This is a genomic window from Aliiglaciecola sp. M165, from assembly GCF_007197995.1.
Lineage (GTDB): Bacteria > Pseudomonadota > Gammaproteobacteria > Enterobacterales > Alteromonadaceae > Aliiglaciecola.
The window spans coordinates 584,212-602,003 of record NZ_VKKH01000004.1; the positions used below are offsets into that span (position 1 = coordinate 584,212).

20 protein-coding genes are annotated in these 17,792 nt (G+C 43.0%); 13 read left to right on the forward strand and 7 right to left on the reverse strand.

The genetic code is table 11. From position 1 onward, the window contains the following. Positions 1–54: 54 nt before the first annotated feature. The 5 genes from FM019_RS09885 to FM019_RS09905 are packed head-to-tail and all read left to right on the forward strand — an operon-like array spanning position 55 to position 3,170. Positions 55–432: a rhodanese-like domain-containing protein gene (locus FM019_RS09885; protein WP_143835737.1), complete on the forward strand. Its 378-nt coding sequence runs from the start codon at positions 55–57 to the stop codon at positions 430–432. Further along, on the forward strand, positions 432–860 hold the full coding sequence (locus FM019_RS09890) for a hypothetical protein (RefSeq protein ID WP_143835738.1): 429 nt from the start codon (positions 432–434) through the stop codon (positions 858–860). The genes FM019_RS09885 and FM019_RS09890 overlap by 1 nt, the downstream gene beginning before the upstream one ends. After that, positions 860–1,282 (forward strand): DUF2721 domain-containing protein, encoded by a 423-nt coding sequence (locus tag FM019_RS09895; protein WP_143835739.1) that lies wholly within the window; start codon positions 860–862, stop codon positions 1,280–1,282. Before FM019_RS09890 ends, FM019_RS09895 begins: the two co-directional genes overlap by 1 nt. Further along, the gene (locus tag FM019_RS09900) at positions 1,255–1,818 is read left to right on the forward strand and encodes a GNAT family N-acetyltransferase (RefSeq protein WP_143835740.1); all 564 of its coding nucleotides are present in this window, start codon (positions 1,255–1,257) and stop codon (positions 1,816–1,818) included. The genes FM019_RS09895 and FM019_RS09900 overlap by 28 nt, the downstream gene beginning before the upstream one ends. A 20-nt stretch (positions 1,819–1,838) precedes the next feature. Beyond that, the gene (locus tag FM019_RS09905; protein WP_143835741.1) at positions 1,839–3,170 is read left to right on the forward strand and encodes an NAD(P)/FAD-dependent oxidoreductase; all 1,332 of its coding nucleotides are present in this window, start codon (positions 1,839–1,841) and stop codon (positions 3,168–3,170) included. Between the two features lie 84 nt (positions 3,171–3,254). Here FM019_RS09905 and tyrS read toward each other — a convergent pair whose 3' ends face one another. Continuing rightward, positions 3,255–4,451, reverse strand: coding sequence for a tyrosine--tRNA ligase (tyrS, locus tag FM019_RS09910; RefSeq protein WP_143835742.1), 1,197 nt, complete (start codon positions 4,449–4,451; stop codon positions 3,255–3,257). A 212-nt stretch (positions 4,452–4,663) separates the two neighbouring features. Here tyrS and FM019_RS09915 point away from each other — a divergent pair, with 212 nt between their 5' ends. The 4 genes from FM019_RS09915 to FM019_RS09930 are packed head-to-tail and all read left to right on the forward strand — an operon-like array spanning position 4,664 to position 8,241. Then, the gene (locus tag FM019_RS09915; RefSeq protein ID WP_143835743.1) at positions 4,664–5,959 is read left to right on the forward strand and encodes a peptidoglycan DD-metalloendopeptidase family protein; all 1,296 of its coding nucleotides are present in this window, start codon (positions 4,664–4,666) and stop codon (positions 5,957–5,959) included. Positions 5,960–5,966: 7 nt separating this feature from the next. Continuing rightward, positions 5,967–7,079, forward strand: coding sequence for an anhydro-N-acetylmuramic acid kinase (locus FM019_RS09920; RefSeq protein ID WP_143835744.1), 1,113 nt, complete (start codon positions 5,967–5,969; stop codon positions 7,077–7,079). 45 nt (positions 7,080–7,124) lie between these two features. Then, positions 7,125–7,601, forward strand: a complete 477-nt coding sequence (locus FM019_RS09925; protein WP_143835745.1) for an Lrp/AsnC family transcriptional regulator — start codon at positions 7,125–7,127, stop codon at positions 7,599–7,601. 22 nt (positions 7,602–7,623) lie between these two features. Then, entirely contained in the window at positions 7,624–8,241 is a 618-nt protein-coding gene (locus tag FM019_RS09930) for a hypothetical protein (protein ID WP_260681592.1), read from the forward strand. Between the two features lie 99 nt (positions 8,242–8,340). On the opposite strand, the gene FM019_RS09935 is transcribed toward FM019_RS09930, so the two are convergent. Next, on the reverse strand, positions 8,341–10,128 hold the full coding sequence (locus FM019_RS09935) for a PLP-dependent aspartate aminotransferase family protein (RefSeq protein ID WP_143835746.1): 1,788 nt from the start codon (positions 10,126–10,128) through the stop codon (positions 8,341–8,343). A 143-nt stretch (positions 10,129–10,271) separates the two neighbouring features. Here FM019_RS09935 and FM019_RS09940 point away from each other — a divergent pair, with 143 nt between their 5' ends. Then, on the forward strand, positions 10,272–11,207 hold the full coding sequence (locus FM019_RS09940; protein ID WP_143835747.1) for a D-2-hydroxyacid dehydrogenase: 936 nt from the start codon (positions 10,272–10,274) through the stop codon (positions 11,205–11,207). 151 nt (positions 11,208–11,358) lie between these two features. Then, positions 11,359–12,342, forward strand: a complete 984-nt coding sequence (locus FM019_RS09945) for a GGDEF domain-containing protein (protein ID WP_143835748.1) — start codon at positions 11,359–11,361, stop codon at positions 12,340–12,342. A 124-nt stretch (positions 12,343–12,466) separates the two neighbouring features. Here the strand turns inward: FM019_RS09945 and FM019_RS09950 are convergent, their stop codons facing one another. From FM019_RS09950 to FM019_RS09960, 3 genes are all read right to left on the reverse strand, one after another. Continuing rightward, entirely contained in the window at positions 12,467–13,201 is a 735-nt protein-coding gene (locus FM019_RS09950) for an alpha/beta hydrolase (RefSeq protein WP_143835749.1), read from the reverse strand. Positions 13,202–13,491: 290 nt separating this feature from the next. Further along, the gene (locus FM019_RS09955; protein ID WP_143835750.1) at positions 13,492–13,899 is read right to left on the reverse strand and encodes a hypothetical protein; all 408 of its coding nucleotides are present in this window, start codon (positions 13,897–13,899) and stop codon (positions 13,492–13,494) included. Positions 13,900–13,964: 65 nt separating this feature from the next. Next, a complete protein-coding gene (locus FM019_RS09960) occupies positions 13,965–14,399 on the reverse strand; it encodes a hypothetical protein (protein ID WP_143835751.1) in 435 nt (144 codons plus the stop codon). A gap of 108 nt (positions 14,400–14,507) precedes the next feature. Between FM019_RS09960 and FM019_RS09965 the strand changes: the two genes are divergently transcribed. Continuing rightward, entirely contained in the window at positions 14,508–15,413 is a 906-nt protein-coding gene (locus tag FM019_RS09965) for a LysR family transcriptional regulator (RefSeq protein ID WP_143835752.1), read from the forward strand. An 11-nt stretch (positions 15,414–15,424) separates the two neighbouring features. Further along, on the forward strand, positions 15,425–15,631 hold the full coding sequence (locus tag FM019_RS09970) for a hypothetical protein (RefSeq protein ID WP_143835753.1): 207 nt from the start codon (positions 15,425–15,427) through the stop codon (positions 15,629–15,631). A 39-nt stretch (positions 15,632–15,670) separates the two neighbouring features. Here the strand turns inward: FM019_RS09970 and FM019_RS09975 are convergent, their stop codons facing one another. Both FM019_RS09975 and FM019_RS09980 read right to left on the reverse strand, forming a co-directional pair. Then, entirely contained in the window at positions 15,671–16,918 is a 1,248-nt protein-coding gene (locus FM019_RS09975) for a threonine synthase (protein ID WP_143835754.1), read from the reverse strand. Further along, positions 16,915–17,709 (reverse strand): thioredoxin family protein, encoded by a 795-nt coding sequence (locus tag FM019_RS09980; protein WP_143835755.1) that lies wholly within the window; start codon positions 17,707–17,709, stop codon positions 16,915–16,917. The genes FM019_RS09975 and FM019_RS09980 overlap by 4 nt, the downstream gene beginning before the upstream one ends. Positions 17,710–17,792: the final 83 nt, after the last annotated feature.

Consider the following 17,792-nt stretch of genomic DNA (forward strand, 5'->3'; position numbering starts at 1 on the left):
GACACCTTATGAATCCACTCTTTAATAACCCTATCGTTATCCAAGGAGCTTTATATGTTTTTAAAAAGAGTCCTGATTTCTATACTGAGTGTCTTTAGTTTTGTCACTTTTGCAGAGGAGATTGCAGATATCTCCGCTCAACAACTGCAACAAGCAGATAAAACAGATTTACTGATTTTAGATGTTCGTAGTCCCGAAGAATATGCAGCCGGTCATGTCCCCAACGCAGTAAATATCCCACATACTGAAATAGCGCAAAACATTGAGCGTCTTCTAGGTTACAAAGACAAAACTGTTGTTGTGTATTGTCGCTCGGGTTTTAGAGCAGGCAAAGCGGGCAATGCGCTAGTGGAAAACGGATTCTCCTCGGTTAAACACTTAGAAGGAGATATGCTAGGATGGGAAACATCAGGTAATCCTATCGAAAAATAATGAAAACCTATAGTGGACAGGACAAGTATGGACGATACACATTGCAGTATCAGGACGGTATCCTGACGTCTAAAATTATTGGTGCAATTGGGCATGGTCTAACAGCAAAGTTTAACCATGACATCATGGAGATGTTCTCACTAATAAAAGGAAGGCCATTTGGTTATTTGGGCGATTTGTCAGAGTGTCAGGCGTTTACTGCTGAAGCTGAAAAATTATTGTATGTCTCGCACAAAGACGCTATTAAATCAGGTTGTGTGATTGATGCTTATTGTGTTGGTACTGCACTGTCCATCGATCAATTACGCAGAGTCCGGGAAACTGCAGGGATAGGAACACATCTGGAGAAACATTTATTTTCAACTCAGCAGGACGCTAGTGTTTTTATTCGCGCAGTACTTAACAAAGTTAAAGAGACGCAATCCTGATGGACATCACGTTAACCACCCCAGCGGTGCTATTCCCAGCCATTTCTCTGCTTCTTTTAGCTTATACCAATCGCTTCATTGCGTTGGCACAGATAATCCGAAATTTTGACCGTGACAATTCTAATGACAACACAAAACTTCAAATCGCCAACTTGCGTGAGCGCATTCAATTGATTAAGCGTATGCAAGAGGTTGGTGTAGTGAGTTTCTTTTTGTGTGTATTGTCAATGTTGGCTCTGTATATTGGATATCCGGCTATTGGTGGCGGGATCTTCGCTGCAAGCTTGGTATTTTTGATGTACTCTCTGTGGTTGTCTGTCAGAGAGATTCGAATTTCTGTCGAAGCCTTAGATGTATATTTGTGTCACTTCAATGTTAAACCGAAAAATCGCAAATGGCTGAAATCGAATACCACTCCCTAGCACCAGAGCATTTCGATCGGATCATTGCACTTGGAAACCAAGTGCATGGTGACAATTACCTTGATCAAAGAAGCATCAAGCAGTTGTATGAAAATTCCTTTGATAGGCGGATCAACGCTAGCTATGTGTCGGTTATTGGAGACGAATTGGTCGGATTTCGGTTAACGATCGCTGCCCCCCATTGGCAAACAGACAAATGGTGCTCACCTGAGAAGTGGAATGTCTCTCCTGAGCAGGTTTGCTATTTTAAGTGCAACACCGTGAGTGACGCCTATCGTGGCCATGGTGTAGGCTCAAACTTGTTAAATCTTTCTATTCAAAAGGCCAAACTTCAAGGGGCAAAAGCGGGTCTGGCACATATCTGGCTAGCCAGCCCTGGTAATAGTGCATTTCGTTATTTCTCAAAATGCGGTGGCGAACTTATCGCCAAACACCCGGGGAAATGGCGACACATGAGTATCGAGGACGGTTATTGTTGCCCAGTTTGCCCAGACATATGTGAATGTGTCGCTGCCGAGATGCTCTTAACCTTTTAAATATAAGACGCTCTTATCATATGTATGATCCGTTGACCGACTCACACCCCGAGCCAAAGCAGGGTTATCCAGCTTCGTATTGGGCCAGTACAATTGACACCTTCCCTACTCCAATAGAATTGAAGCAACATATCAAAACCGATATTGCAATAATAGGTGCAGGGTATACCGGCTTAAGTGCAGCATATCATTTGGCGTCTCGCTATGGAAAAGATGTAATTGTTGTGGATGCCAACCAGCCCGGATGGGGCTGCAGTGGTCGCAATGCTGGCTTCGTTTTACCAGGCACTGGCCGTTTGTCATTGTTAGACATGGAACAAAAATGGGGGCAAGAGACGGCAATGGGTGTGTTTAACGAATACATGCTGTCAATAAAAAGTGTTGAAGAGATGATATCAATTGGTCAAATCGCATGTGACAAAACCCCAGGAGGTTATATTAAGCTAGCACACCGGCGCGCAAAGGTTTCAGCATTAAGAGATCAGGCGGAAAAGCTCAATAAACGATTTGGTGAGTCCGTTCGCTATTTGCACAGTAAACAGGTTGCTCGAGATTTTATGAATAGCGCTAATATGTATGGTGGCATTTATTTCGATAAGTGCTTTGGCGTGAATCCATTGAAACTTGCCCTGGGTTATCATCGAATGGCTGAAAGTGCTGGGGCTAAAGTCTTTTCAAACTCCCCTGTTACCAAATGGCAACAGGTAGGTAATGTTCACGAATTGACCACTCCTCAAGGACAAGTTGAAGCGCAGCAAGTGATCATTGCAACCAATGGTTACACCGGAAAAGATCTGCATGAAACAGTTGATCAACGTCATTTTCCAGTGATGTCTAGCATTATCGTGACTCGACCTTTAAATGAAAATGAGCTGGCTTCGATCAATATGCAAGAAGGTTTGATGGGTATGGATACCCGTCGAATGAAATATTACTATCGCCTATTACCGGACAATCGAATTTTGTTTGGGGGACGAGGTGCAATTAAAGGCAAAAATGCAAACAAAGCCAGTAACCAAAAGAGGCTTATCGATGGTTTGGAGGCAACCTTTCCCGCCTTAAAACAGATTGATATCAGTCATTTTTGGAGCGGCTGGGTTAGCGCGACCTTCGATAACTACCCGCGCATCCACAGTGTCGAGAATCAAGGCATCCACTATTCGATGGGCTATTGTGGCTCAGGACTTGCTTTTTCAACGCTCGCTGGTCAAAGGCTGGCCCAAAGTATTTGCCAGCCTGAAAGTTTGCCTGACTTGCCTTTCTGGCAGTCACCTCTGCCTAAGTTCCCGTTTTCATCACTCAAAAGAGTTGGTTTGAGCGCGTACTATGCCGTAGCCAGTGTGAGAAACTAATAAACCTGAGATCAATAACACCAATCCACATGAACACCGAAGGCTTCTTATAGTGGATTGGTTCAGGTCAAATTATGGCGAACACTAACCCAATTTAACCTTAGCAAATTTTCTTTTACCTACTTGATAGACGGCCTCGCTGGGCGATTCAATCAAATGTTTAGTGTCATTAACTTTGTTTCCATCGATTTTCACAGCACCTTGCTTAATCATGCGCATGGCCTCTGACGTAGAACCGACTAAACCAGCGTCTTTGAGCAGGTTACCAATGGGTACAGATTCAACTGATGGAATAGCAACTTCTTGGATATCATCTGGAATGGCGTTCTTTTGGAAGCGTTGAATGAAATCTTGATGTGCCGCTTGAGCCGCATCTTCGTCATGAAAACGGGCAATGATTTCTTTTGCTAATTCAATTTTAACATCACGAGGATTTGCGCCCTCTTTAACTACTTGTTTCAACGAAGCAATTTCTTCAAGAGGTTTAAAACTGAGTAAGTCAAAGTAACGCCACATGAGCTCGTCAGAAATTGACATAATTTTGCCAAACATGTCATTGGGGGCGTCAGTTATCCCAATATAGTTGCCCAAAGATTTTGACATTTTTTGTACGCCATCCAACCCCTCCAGCAACGGCATCATCAGAACTGTCTGTTGGCTTTGACCTTCGGCTTTTTGCAACTCCCTGCCCATCAACAAATTAAATCGTTGATCAGTTCCACCTAATTCGACATCTGCTTGCAATGCAACCGAGTCCCATCCTTGTACTAATGGATATAAAAACTCATGGATGGCAATCGCCTGACCACCGTTATAACGCTTTTTAAAGTCGTCACGTTCAAGCATTCTTGCAACTGTTTGTCGTGCCGCAAGCTTGATAAGGCCCGCAGCGCCCATTTGGTCCATCCATTCGGAATTGAATTTAACTGTGGTTTTCTCTGGGTCAAGGATTTTAAAGACCTGTTCTTTGTAGGTTTCAGCATTGGCCAAAATATCTTCTCGGCTGAGCGGCTTTCTGGTTACATTTTTGCCCGTAGGGTCACCAATCATACCTGTGAAATCACCAATCAAAAATATGACTTCGTGCCCAAGTGTTTGAAAGGCCATAAGTTTATTGATCAATACGGTGTGACCCAAGTGAAGGTCAGGTGCAGTAGGATCAAAGCCAGCTTTAATTTTTAAGGGTTTGCCCTCTTTTAACTTGGCAATCAGCTCTTCTTCGATCAATATTTCGTCTGCACCTCGCTTTATTTCGCGAATGGCGTCTTGCCAATTTGTCATTTTGTTTCCTCTTACAACCAGCACTAAGATAAATCTGAGCCGCGCATTTTACGCGTGCAGACACCATAGTTAAAGGCTTTATGTATATTTTTCTATAACCTGTTATACTGCATTATACGCACAAAACTGTACATTTTTTAACCTACACCTAGATAATTGCAGCTAATCGTTATATTCTCACGTTAGCAAATTTATGAGAGATTTCGTTACTCGTGGTACAAAAAGTTCTTAATCAATTACCTAACAAACATAAGGCATTATTGTCTGGGTTTGCCGTGTTTGTATTAATCTTGCTGCTCATTCCCAGCGACCCTGCCAAAGCGTCGAAGAATAGCCAGATTTTGGAAGTCGGGAAACGCTACGATGTTCCTTTGACAATCGCAACTGCATCACAGCTGAGTGAAGAGTTCTTCGAAGATTCGCCACAGTGGCAGAATTTCGCAGTCAAAAAGGGCGACAATCTGGCAAAAATATTTGCACGCGCTGGCTTGACCCCTCAAGAAACCTATTACGTCAGCACAGCAGGCAAAGACGCCAAGCAATTGTTAAAAATGCGTCCTGGACAACAATTACAACTGTTAATTGACAATGAAGGCAAGCTTTCGTCTCTAGCCTACGCTTTATCCGCTACCGACACATTGAAAATTGATAAGCAAGCTGCGAAAACTTACACAAGCTCAATTTCCAGTAAACAAATAGACAAACGTTACAATTATGCCCAAGGCGAAATAAAGAGTAATTTTTGGAATGCGGCAGTTAATGCAAACCTATCTCAAAATCATATAATGAGTTTGGCAGGTATTTTCGGATGGGATATCGACTTTGCTTTGGAGCTTCGTGAAGGCGATACGTTTAATGTCGTGTTTGAAGAACACTTTATTGATGGCGAGTTTGTTGAGAATGGCAAAATAATCGCCGCTGAATTCGTTAATCAAGGAGAAACTTTCACAGCTATCCTGCACGATGATGGCAACTATTATACTCCTGAAGGTCGGAGCATGCGTAAGAGCTTCCTTCGCGCTCCAGTCAATTTTAAATACATCAGTTCTAGTTTCAAAAAGCGTCGTTTTCATCCTGTACAAAAACGTTGGAAGGCACATCGCGGTGTCGATTACGCAGCAAACACTGGAACACCCGTAATAGCCGCTGGTGACGGAAGAGTTATCCGTGCGACATACGATAAATATAATGGACACCACGTGTTTATTCAGCACGGCGAGAAATATGTAACTAAGTATTTGCATTTTTCTAAACGTGCTGTGAAAAAAGGGCAATCTGTTAAACAAGGACAGGTTATAGGTTATGTAGGCGCAACAGGTTTAGCTGCTGGCCCTCATTTACACTATGAATTTTTAGTAGATGGCGTACATCGCAATCCGAGAACTGTCACCTTGCCACAAGCCAAACCCATTGCCAAAAAAGAAGCCGCGGCATTTGCCAAACTTGCTCAGCGCAGAATGACTCAGCTAAACAATACTAAACGAATAATGCTTGCCATGAATCGTTAGGAGATTTATGCCTAACCTGTATATAGGGTTAATGTCTGGTACCAGTATGGATGGTGTCGATGTGGCTATTGTGGACTTTTCCAAAATACAACCGACAATCATCGCATTTGAAACTTTCGCGTACCCCTCTTCCTTACTCAAGTTACTTAATCGTTTATGTTCAGTAGGCGAAAATGAGGTTGTCAACCTTGGCCATTGTGATCGTGCGGTTGCACAATGTTTTGCCCACGGTGTGAGTAAAATTTTGGCCAACAACGATATTTCGGCAAACAACATTCGAGCAATTGGTTCACATGGGCAAACTATACGACATCACCCAGATGGCGCGACGGGTTTCACTTTGCAAATTGGTGATCCCAACACACTTGCCGTTTTAACAGGGATTGATGTTGTGGCAGATTTCAGAAGAAAAGATATTGCTCTTGGCGGTCAGGGAGCGCCTTTGAGTCCCGCTTTTCATCAAGCCATTTTTCGACATTCACATCATGATCGTGTTTTATTGAATATCGGTGGCATTGGTAACATCAGTTATATCCCTCAAGATATTGAAATTCCTGTAATCGGTTATGACACCGGGCCGGGCAATACACTGATGGATGCCTGGACTCAAAAACACTTGGGCCAGCCCTACGATAAGAATGGCACATGGGCGGCTTCTGGTAAACGGGATTGCCAGTTATTAAAAAGCATGCTCAATGAGCCCTATTTTTCAATGCCAGCTCCAAAGAGCACGGGGCGAGAGATGTTCAATCTAGATTGGGTAGAACGACATATTGAGCGCATGCAACGGACCATTTCGCCAGAATCTGTGCAGGCGACACTATGCATGTTGACCTGCTGCAGTATCGCAGACCAAATTAGACAATTAGGCGAAGTCGATCAGGTTTTTGTATGCGGCGGTGGCGCTAAAAATGATTTTTTGATGGAATGTTTGGAGAACGAGCTCGTCGAAGTTGACTTGTCGACGACGGATGAAATCGGCATGTCGGCGGACGCTGTCGAAGCTGCAGCCTTTGCCTGGTTGGCTTATGCATTTATCAACAATCAGCCGGGCAACCTGCCAAGCGTCACGGGGGCAAGCCGTGAAGCCGTTTTAGGCGGATTATATCTGGCAGACTAACCAGTTTTTGAACTGAGTACTAACCATAACGTGTAAAGAGGTAACGTGGCCAAACCCCAACGAGTATTAGACACTACCGATTTGAAAATCCTAGCGGAACTGTTTGAAACACCTGAAATGTCAAACAAAGACATAGCATTGAAAGTCGGCTTGGCACCTTCTTCTTGCCTGGAAAGAATCAAACGTCTACAAACTGAAAAAGTCATGCTTGGACAAAGACTGCTAGTAGATGTCAATGCATTAGGTGGACATATTCAGGCGATGATTTCGGTGCGACTGTCTGATCACAATCGCGCGACGGTTGACCAGTTTCAGGCAGACTTACTTCCCCTTCCGGAAGTGATGAGCATTTTTCATATGGGTGGTGACAACGATTTTTTAGTCCATGTCACCGTGACCGATTCTATGCATCTGCGAGACTTCGTTTTTAACGCTATTACAGCAAGAAAAGAAGTTAGCCACGTGGAAACCGCATTGGTTTACGAATACCAAATCAGCCGCTCTTTACCGCAATTTTCCTGAATAACAAAATGAGAAACAAAGAATGAATTTGATCTATGTTAAGCGTGCCTTAAACGTGTTAGCCGCTGGCTTTACCGCCATAACACTTACTGCTCAGGCGGAATCTACGTCGGCGCCCTACTCTATCCCTTCACATGATGCTTTTTTTGCTCAAATCGCCAAATTATGTGGTAAAGCATTTGAAGGGCAAATCACTGTTGATAACGCGCCTAGTGACAGCTTTGCGAATAAAAAGTTGGTGATGCATGTTAGACGCTGCAACGAGAGCCAGTTACAAGTTCCTTTTCATGTTGGAGATGACGCTTCTCGAACTTGGTTGATCACCAAAACCGGATCGGGACTAAGTTTGAAACATGATCATCGGCATAAAGATGGCACTGAGGATGCACTTACGCAATACGGTGGGCACACATTAGATGCAGGCTGGGAACAAGTACAGTCTTTCCCCGCAGACCAATTCTCCAAAGAAATGTTTGTTAAACAAGGGATCCCTCAATCAAATGGCAATACCTGGCAAATGTACATCTACCCGGAGAAATTTACCTATCGGTTGATCCGCCAAGGTAGGGAATTTAGAGTCGACTTTGATTTGACTAAGGAAATTCCTGCTCCCGCTGCACCATGGGGATACAAAGACTAAAGCCTAATTCCAATCCACACAAAGAAGTGATCAGGCAAGCAAAAAAAGAGGAAGCATAATGCTTCCTCTTTTTCGTTCTCACGGATTGCTGGAGTGTTTCTAAATCAACAAGTCAGCCATGCTGGCACCCGACCCATAATGTTCTTTGCACACTCGCATGCAGGTTTCAAGATAAAGATTGTCTAGCGTGTCGCTATCCATAAATTGTTCACTGAATCCCGGTACAACTGGGTCAATATGCAGTCTTGCGCTATTAATGAAATGGGCCAATAGCTCTTTGACGTTGTCGGTCCCCATGGCGATACGCATAGTTGTCAAATGGATACCGGCTTTTTGCTGCTCGGTTAACGACATCTCAGAATGAGAGGTCAACGCCGGACACAAAATGATTGTATTGTTTTGTCCGATACTGACTTGATGGCTAAACGCAGGTTCTAAGGCGTCAAAAAAGCGCACGAAGGTGTCGCGCTCTAGCCCAGCAGACTCCATGTCGACAGTAAACAATGCACATGGCCAGCCGTGACGCATTTGGCGCTCTCTAAGGCCAGCGTTAGGATGAGACTTCAATGCATGACTATTTACATTTAGCGCAGGGTGAGAATCCAAGAATTGACTAAACACTTGCGTATTAATCACTTTGTTCATGATCCTTTGCTCAAGGGTTTTCATGCCGTTTAGCACGTCAAAGGCTTTTTCTGAATCCAAGAAAGCGCCCTTGATGTAATACACATCCCAAAACATCGTTTTTGACCAATCGTAACCGTTGACGCAATCTCCTTTAGCCTGGAACATACGATAGCCTTCGCCAATCACAACGCCTGCGGTGGTTGCACCACTACCACAAATATCCTTGGTATAGCTGTGTACAACATAATCCGGTCGTTTTGCTTTATCTTTTTGTTGCAGTGGTTGATGCAGAATTGGCGTTGCCAAGGTGGCATCTAACATCACAAGGTGAGCATTTTGGTGGGAAATCTCACAAATTCCGGCGATATCCAAAACATAACCGTGTGGGTTACAAGGAGATTCCAAATAAACATGAAGTGCTTTGCTTTCTAAGCGTTTGGCATGCTTAACTTTAGTTGCCTTCATGAAGGACTCAAATTCTTCAGCGCTATAGCCGTCAAACCATTCCAACTGAACGTCCATTCGATTTTGCCGTGCGAAAAAATCGTGCAACAGTTGGTAAACGCCACCATAGACATTGCGAGACACGATCAACACATCGCCATGAGATAAAACATTTGATAACAATGCATCAATCGCCGCCATACCTGAGTTGAAGTTCCAGGCAAGGTAATCAGCCGAATACGGACCAGCTTCCAAATCAACAATAGCGTTAGCTAAAGAGATATTGGTAGGGTTAAGTAAACGAGAATAAATTTGGTGAGTAAACTCTTTGCCTTGAAAAGCGTCATCTACCCACTCGGTGCAGGCGTAAACGTAAGTAGCGGTGCGAACAATGACTGGCGTAGCTGAAAACAATGCCGTTACATTGTCAAACAGGGGATAATGACTTTTAGAGATTTGCGATCCCGTTTGATTACTCAAACTTTGGTAAGTCGCACGAAATGGGTTTTGCAAAGTATCTAGCACCTTTGCAATCTGGAAGCTTAAGAATTTCTTGGCATTAAAATACGCTAATTTGTTTTCTTTGCTCAACCCTTCAAGGGTTTCATTCGTAATACGCCAGAGCGAATTAACATCCAATTGAGCATGGTAGAAGTGCGACGCTGCATTAAATAATGCTTTGCCATAGTCGGAATTAATATCAATTCCAAAATGACTAAGCTGCTCTTTGGCCAACTCATTAATGTCCTGAGCTTCGGTTGTGTTACGCTTAGGCGATAAAAGTTTTGCCTGGTCGACTTGTTGTTGCTTATCCATAAAACACTCTAATTATTATTGAACAAAAGAAACTGAAGACGACACTTTAACCTAATTTAATTCCTTTATTACAATATTAGAACGAATTTTATTTGGATAAAAACGCGATAAAGGAAACTTTCGTTTACTTTTTGGAAGAATAGATGAATCAACTTTCGATATTAAGCCGTGATGCTGAGCACTATGCAGCAATGATTGAAGAAGCGTCGTTACCCCATTTAGTTATTCGAGAAGTGCACCAGCAGGCGATAAGTAATGGGAATACAAGCGACTGCAATATTTTGTTGGCAGATCCGAACCTAGGTGCTATCTCGCTGGCTGCATATCCAAAATTAACGTGGTTGCAATCCACCTGGGCAGGTGTAAAACCATTACTTGATGTTGAACGAAACGACTTTCTGATAACTGGCATTAAAGATGTGTTTGGTAGCCAGATGCGTGAATACGTTTTTGCCTATATGCTTTATTTCTCACGACAAATCTCCTCCTATGAAAATCTCAAACATAATAAAATATGGCAACCCATGGTTTGCGATTCTCTAGTTGGTAAAACAATCGGGATTTTTGGTTTAGGCTCAATTGGCAACGAAGTTGCCAAGACCGCGAAGCATTTTGAAATGAATGTGCTGGCAGTAACGCGTTCAAGCAGAAATAATTCATATGTTGATCAATATATCTCAGCGCAACAGATAGTGGATTGCGCAAATCAGATGGATTTTGTTGTGATATTGCTGCCCGACACGCCGCAAAGTAGAGGTTTGATCAACGCTGATTTCTTAAACGCACTACCTAAACACTGTGTAGTGATAAATGCTGGACGAAGCCAAGTCGTAGACGAAGGTGCATTGCTCGACACATTACAAAAACAAAGGATAAGAGCTGCCGTCTTAGATGTGTATTTGCAAGAGCCCTTACCCAGCGAGCATCCTTTCTGGCAATTAGAAAACACAATCATTACACAGCACACCTCTGCTATTTCTAAACCAGAAATGATCGTAGAAAAGTTTATTGAAAATTACCTGTTATTTCTTGACGGTGAACCTTTAAATTCAGTAATTGATCGAGCAATAGGCTATTAGAGCGTGTTTATTTTTTAAGCACTTTAGGGAATGGATACTTTACTTTTTATCCCAATTAATCATAAAGATTGTCGGGCGACTTTGTTATGCTGAGTTAATCAAAAGTAAGCAAGTTGATAGTGATTGAAGCATCAAGGAGGGTGCAGCGATTATGATTAGTCATTCACCTGCACCTAAACGCAGTACTGAAGAGTACATTATCATGACCTTAAGTGGCGGAAGCTGCTTAGGCGTATTTCCATTCGCAATTCTCAGGCTATTCGAACAAGATTGGGCGGTTGCCGCGCTCGACATATTTGCCGTGGTGGCTACTGCCAGTTTATTCCTTTACGTGTTTAAAACACACGAGACAAAAATTCCCGCCCGCATTCTCGCGTTTCTTGCCATGTTTGTGGTGGTGATTACCATTTCGTTAAAAGGTATAGGACAATTAATGTGGATTTACCCCGCGTTAACCGCGGTATTCTTTTTGTTACCTAGTCACTTTGCCGCGGTTTACAGCTTTGTGATTTTGGTATCCCTGGGATTTTTGTTAAAAGACCAATTAACCTTATTTCTAACACTACAATTTTATATATCAGCCACCGCGACACTACTGTTCAGCTATGCGTTTTCAGATCGTATGCGCAAGCAGCAAAAACAGTTAACTGAACTTGCCACAAAAGATCCTCTAACGGGCGCGGGAAATCGACGTGCAATGGAGCAAAAGCTCCTAGACAACATTGCCTTTCAACGACGAGAACAACGCTATCCCGCGTCGCTTATCCTGATGGATCTGGACAATTTCAAACGGGTGAATGATAAACATGGGCATGCGAAGGGCGATGATATTCTCGTTGCATTTGTCGAAACGATTGATAAACGGATCCGTGAAACCGATGGCTTATACCGCTTTGGTGGAGAAGAGTTTGTGGTGATTGCCGAAAACACTTCACTTCAAGAGGCGATCCATCTGGCAGAAGATCTTAGAAGCTCGGTAGAAAACGATGGGTGGCTGGCAGAACACGACGTCACTATCTCAGTGGGCACCGCGAAGTATGAACCCTTTGAGACCGCATTTGAGTGGCTCGGTCGTGCTGACAGAGCCATGTATCAAGCTAAAGAACAAGGCCGGAATAACTGCTGCGTGGCTTAACATGCAGTAGCTCATATTCATCTTACACGCTTGATTGAAGATTTTGGCTTGAACTGACAGGCAGCATCAGACAAATAGCAGAGGGTTAGGATATCGTGATTAATCTGACGAGCTTCATAAAACGCTAACCCCTTAAATCACACGATCTAACGCTCAACCACTGTGTTACAACTTTCTGAATTTGTAACTTTAGCAACGCTGGCCCAAAGTCAGACATATCATTATGCCTAGAGTTGTCGATTTTTACGACACAACTTCCGAATTCTGTTTGTTCTGTATGGGTAGGCAAGACACCATTATCAGCTTCAAAGTCACTAGCTCGAATAGTCAAAACCTTTACGTCTTTTGTTCTAGGAAGCGGAACACGGCGATGATCTAAGGTAATTATTTGACTCACGAATAGAGGCGATTCACGCAGAAGCCAAGCAGAGATATCTCCACCATTTGAATGTCCCGCCAAGACTAAATTGTCAAAGTCGAAATCAAGATAGCTGGTTCGAAGTTGGTTCCTTACGACTTTCAGTGTTTCTGCTCCTCGAATCCAGTTTTCAGCACGTGTTTGAAACAAATCTCCAGACACGGATAAAGGAGGATCACTTGGCAATTCATGTCCAATTGCGACGACCAAATAACCAAGTTTCGAAAACGTTTTTGCAAGAAACTTGTATTTTGTATGTGGAACACCGTAACCCGCACTTAAAAATACAACGGCACATTTAGAATCAATTGAACAATCAAAATCGGTTGAAGGGGCTGTGATCTCGATTGGGATGGTTCGGTCTCGATTGTTATCTAAAATATCCTCGGCAAATCCCTTTGAAGAGAGCAAAAGAAGAATTGAGGCTAGAAGTTGATTCATAACTTTCCCTGTAAATACGATGGGTTATCAATGCGGTCGCGCATGATAGACTATCGAGAAATGATGTTCTAGCTAATTGTCTTGAGCAGAGGCTTCGCATCATCTGTGGCTATACATTCACAAGAGACTCTTAGAATTGATACAGCTATGTTTTCGGATCTGTAACCCCATCCCACATAACAAAGAGGTTTGAATACTTTTAATATCTACTTTTTGACTCTACGTGGAAGATTAAGCTACCTAACTGAGTGCCCTCCACCTTCGCCACAATTTATTAAAGCAAGTGGGCGTTAAATACCGCTAAATAAACTGGCGAGTTTTGCCGTAATTCCATTACCGTTTCCGATAACTTGAGCTTGATTGCCAACCACCACCTGAATGTCTATTTGTTGCTCAGGAAAAATAGCTAGGGCCTCATTTTTAACCAAATCAATCATGTTTGACGAGGAAACTTCACCGGTGATATGAGCAACGCCTTCGTTGACATTCACTTCAATACGCTCCTTGGAAAGAGTTTTGTTAAACGCGATATTCGCTCTTAATCTTCCTTCAAGGCGTTTGCTTTGTGCATCAGCGTCCAACACTTTAAATTGTGTAATATGACGTTGCGATTCGTAATTATTTGCATGAACTTGGGTTGCATTTAATAACGTGAAGCCGAACGTGACGACAAATGCGAATATATAAATTGTTTTCATGACCTGCTCCTACTTTAGATTAATAAATGAAAATGGTGTCTTAAGGGTATGAACGATTCACAAGATTACTTGTTGTATTTACTTCCGACTTTCACGCCGACGTTTTGACCTTTAAGTGTCACACTTAAAAATGGCCAGGCTTTGTTGCTCTCTCTTAATTGCATATCCAGTTCGGAGGAATACTGATGTTGAGTACGGCGATTAACTTTATATGTTGAGTTATCGCGTGCTTCATTGCGATTTGTCATCATCATGTGTTGGTCTTTAAACAAATTGATATTGGCCACATCGTTTGCGAAGGGTGATTTAAACAAATCTGCATCTAACTTTTGTTCATAATTCGCCTGCAGGTGCACAGAATTCTGTTTAACGATTTCTGTTGTATTCATAGCGGCAACCGTGTTGGCGGAAGCCACACCTGCTAAAACAGAAAAGGCAATCAGTGCAATGATGAATTGAATAAATATCTGACTTATGGTGTTGCGTACTGGCTGACTCATTTTGTTTTCTCTTAAGCTTTGTTGATTTGATGTGCAAACTATAGCGTCGAGTTGATATTTTAAAAATAGACATTTATGATTAACATAATTTCATTTTTGGAATAATGCATGCAAAGTCAATACGACGACCTCGATATCTTTTGCACGGTGGCGAATTTCAATAGCTATTACCAAGCAGCCAAACATTTGGGCATGCCACACAGCACGGTAAGTCGCAGGGTCGCTAATCTTGAAGAAAAACTCTCCGCACAGCTCATTATCAGAACAACTCGTCAAATGCGCTTAACTGAGAAAGGCAAAGCTTTGTTTGAACAAACCCAGCCACTGCTCAGCCAGTTGAAAGTCGCCGTCTCTGACTCACTGGACGAAGACGGGGAGCTCAAAGGACCGCTAAGGATCACTATGCCTACTCGGGTTGGGCTCGATTACATGGGTGAAATACTTTTAGAGTTCAACAAATTACACCCAGGTTTAGAGTTATTCATCGAGCTGAACAATGAAAACACTGACTTAGTCAAAGAAAATATCGATCTGGCATTTCGTGTAGGGCCTTTAGTCGATTCTTCGGCAATAGCCGTTAGACTTTGGGATATCCCGTTTCGTTTGCTTGCTCATCAGGACCTTGTGCAAAGGTATAACCTGACCTGCGGCAATTTTGAACTTAAACAACTAGCCAATTTACCCTGTGCTATCTCATTCCCTCAAAACAGGTGGTTATTCGAGCATGATAGACAAGGAGAAATCAGTGTCACGCCAAAACCTTCATTGCAAGTTAACGACTTAACCATAGCGTTAGAAGCTGCTAAAAAAGGACTAGGCATCGTATACGTACCTGAAATAATTTTGAAGAATGCGTCAGATTGTAGTGAACTTGTCGATTTGAGATGTGACAACTGGCAACCGACGAAACGGACAATGTTTGCGTTTTACACGGCAAATCGCACTTCTTCGCGAAAAATCAAAGCCGTGGTGGAATACGTCAAACACGCTTACAAATTGAAGTTTGGTGAATAAGGCTCTATGAAATGAATGAACCTGAAGAACAAAACTGGCTCACTAAATACCTTAGTTTAACTGAGATAGTGGGCTGGGTACTGTGCATATGTGGCATGATGGTGATTGTCTTTGCCAAAGAGCTCTCTCCTGAGTTATTACCCTTCGCCTGGGCCGCAGCGATTATAGGAGCAGGCATACTAGGCTGGGGTATGGGCCGCAAGCACAAGAGAAAATAAAACTGCGCTGCGGCATTTCTTATCCGGGATTGGGGTTAATTAGACGCTAAACAAGTGCCTGACATTTGGAAAATACTTTTCTGCACTTCCCGTGTTAAAACACACGATGCGATCGGTGCTAAAAACGAGTCCTCGTTTTTTAGCGATTTCCACCGCAGCAATGGTTGCAGCGCCCTCAGGACCGATCAACATTGAAAATTGCTTGAACATCTTTTGTGTGTGCTGGGCAATTTGAGTTTCACTTACAGCGATCGCCGCACCCTGACTCTGCCGCAAAATTGCAAGCACCGCTTTTTGTCCTACTCCTCCAGGCACATTTAAGCCTGTCGCCAGGGTTTGACCACCGTTTGTGGCGATGGTGTCTTCCAAGTCGTTGTCCATCGCATCAACTATGGGTGCATTGGCTTCACTTTGCACCGCAATGATTTTTGGACGCTTTGCATTAATCACACCGAGCTGCTCAAGTTCATCAAACGCTTTCCACATTCCCAAGATCCCTGTGCCGCCACCGATAGGGTAAAAGACTACATCTGGAAGCTCCCACTCGCGAGACATTTGATTAGGTTCGGCTAATTCCAACCCCATGGTTTTTTTACCTTCAATGCGCCAACCAGGTTCTTGAAAAGTGGCACAATTAAAAAAACCTTGAGGCAGGTATTTTTCTTTCATTAAGGCTCCCGCCTCTCTGATGGTGCCCTTCACAAGATCAAGCTTTATTTTGTCATTGATTACACTATAAGCAGCCACTTTGCCCATAATTGGCATAGGGGTGTCATCAGGCATAACCACTGCGACTTCAAAGCCATAATGCTGTCCATACTCTGACAAAGAGTCACCCGCATTGCCTTGAGTAGGGACAACCAGCTTATTGAGGCCAAAATGTTTAGCCATAGTTGCCACCATTGCCATTCCGCGGTCCTTAAAACTGCCCGTCGGATTGGCCCCAAAACCCTCATAAGGTTGCCCTTCTTCCTTGAAATAGATGCAGTCAAAAAAGGTCTCAAAACAAGAGTAAGCACTCACATCAATCAACGGCGTATGACCTTCACCTAAGGTACATACTTTGTGTTTGTCCGTACCGATATCAAAAGGCAATAAAGGCCCAAACCGCCACATATTTGCCACATTGGGATGATACCAATCCATCCCCTTGTAGTGCTCTTTGATACTCTGTATGTCTAAGACCATTTGCACGGGACGATTGTCCTTGGGGCATAAATTCATTGGCCTATCTACCGGATATTGTGTTCCACATTCAGTGCAGACGAGATGTTTGACGTACTTCATCGGTTATTCCAGCTAAACTCGTCGTATGTAGGTAGTGCCAAAGGTAAAGGTGCTCGTTGCCTAGCCTGCTGATACAATTTTTGAAGATCTTTTTGCAATTGCGAACGAAAACCTCTGACTTCTTTCCATTGATTGATAAATTCATCAGTGACTTGACCACTTTGATCCTCAGCAAGCATTCCGGGTACCAGCTGCTGGTAAGCATCCATTAGCCGTTGTGACTGAAATTGCTCAAACATGCTAATTTGAGCTTTGTAGGCTGCTCCTAAGGTTGCGGGGATACTGACATTGCCAGGATCAAACTCTGAAAAATATTCTGTATATTTGGATAATGGGACGCTGTCGGCCATTGCCCAGATCTGCAAGGTTTCTCCGTTGATGAGCGACTCGCTCTGAGGGTCTACAACCAATACCGTAGGTGTAGCATAATAGTGAGCTTGCCCAAAGCGCTGCGTAATACTTCTTAAGTCATTGTAATAACCCACATCGATGAACACCGTTTGAAATCGCTTATCAATAATTTCGCGCAATTTAGGGGTTTCAAATTTTTCCGCAAATCCTCTGCTGTCATGACACCATTGGGCCCCTAAAACAATAAGCGCTAATTTGTTTTCATCTTTAGCCTTTTTAAGCACCTGATCAACTTGCCCCATCGGATTGTCATTAGCAACATATACAGACTGAGTATCTGAATGGCCTGAATCTTTCGCTTCGACTGAGGCTGGAAATGCGGTTAAAACGCTAAGCGCTAGAACAACAAGCAAGTTTAATGATATAAGGTGTTTTAGCATGGTTTTTCCATCAAAAATGAATTATGGCTTTATGTTTAACGCATTGAACGTAAAAGTAAATCTGTTTAGGTAGTATAATGTGG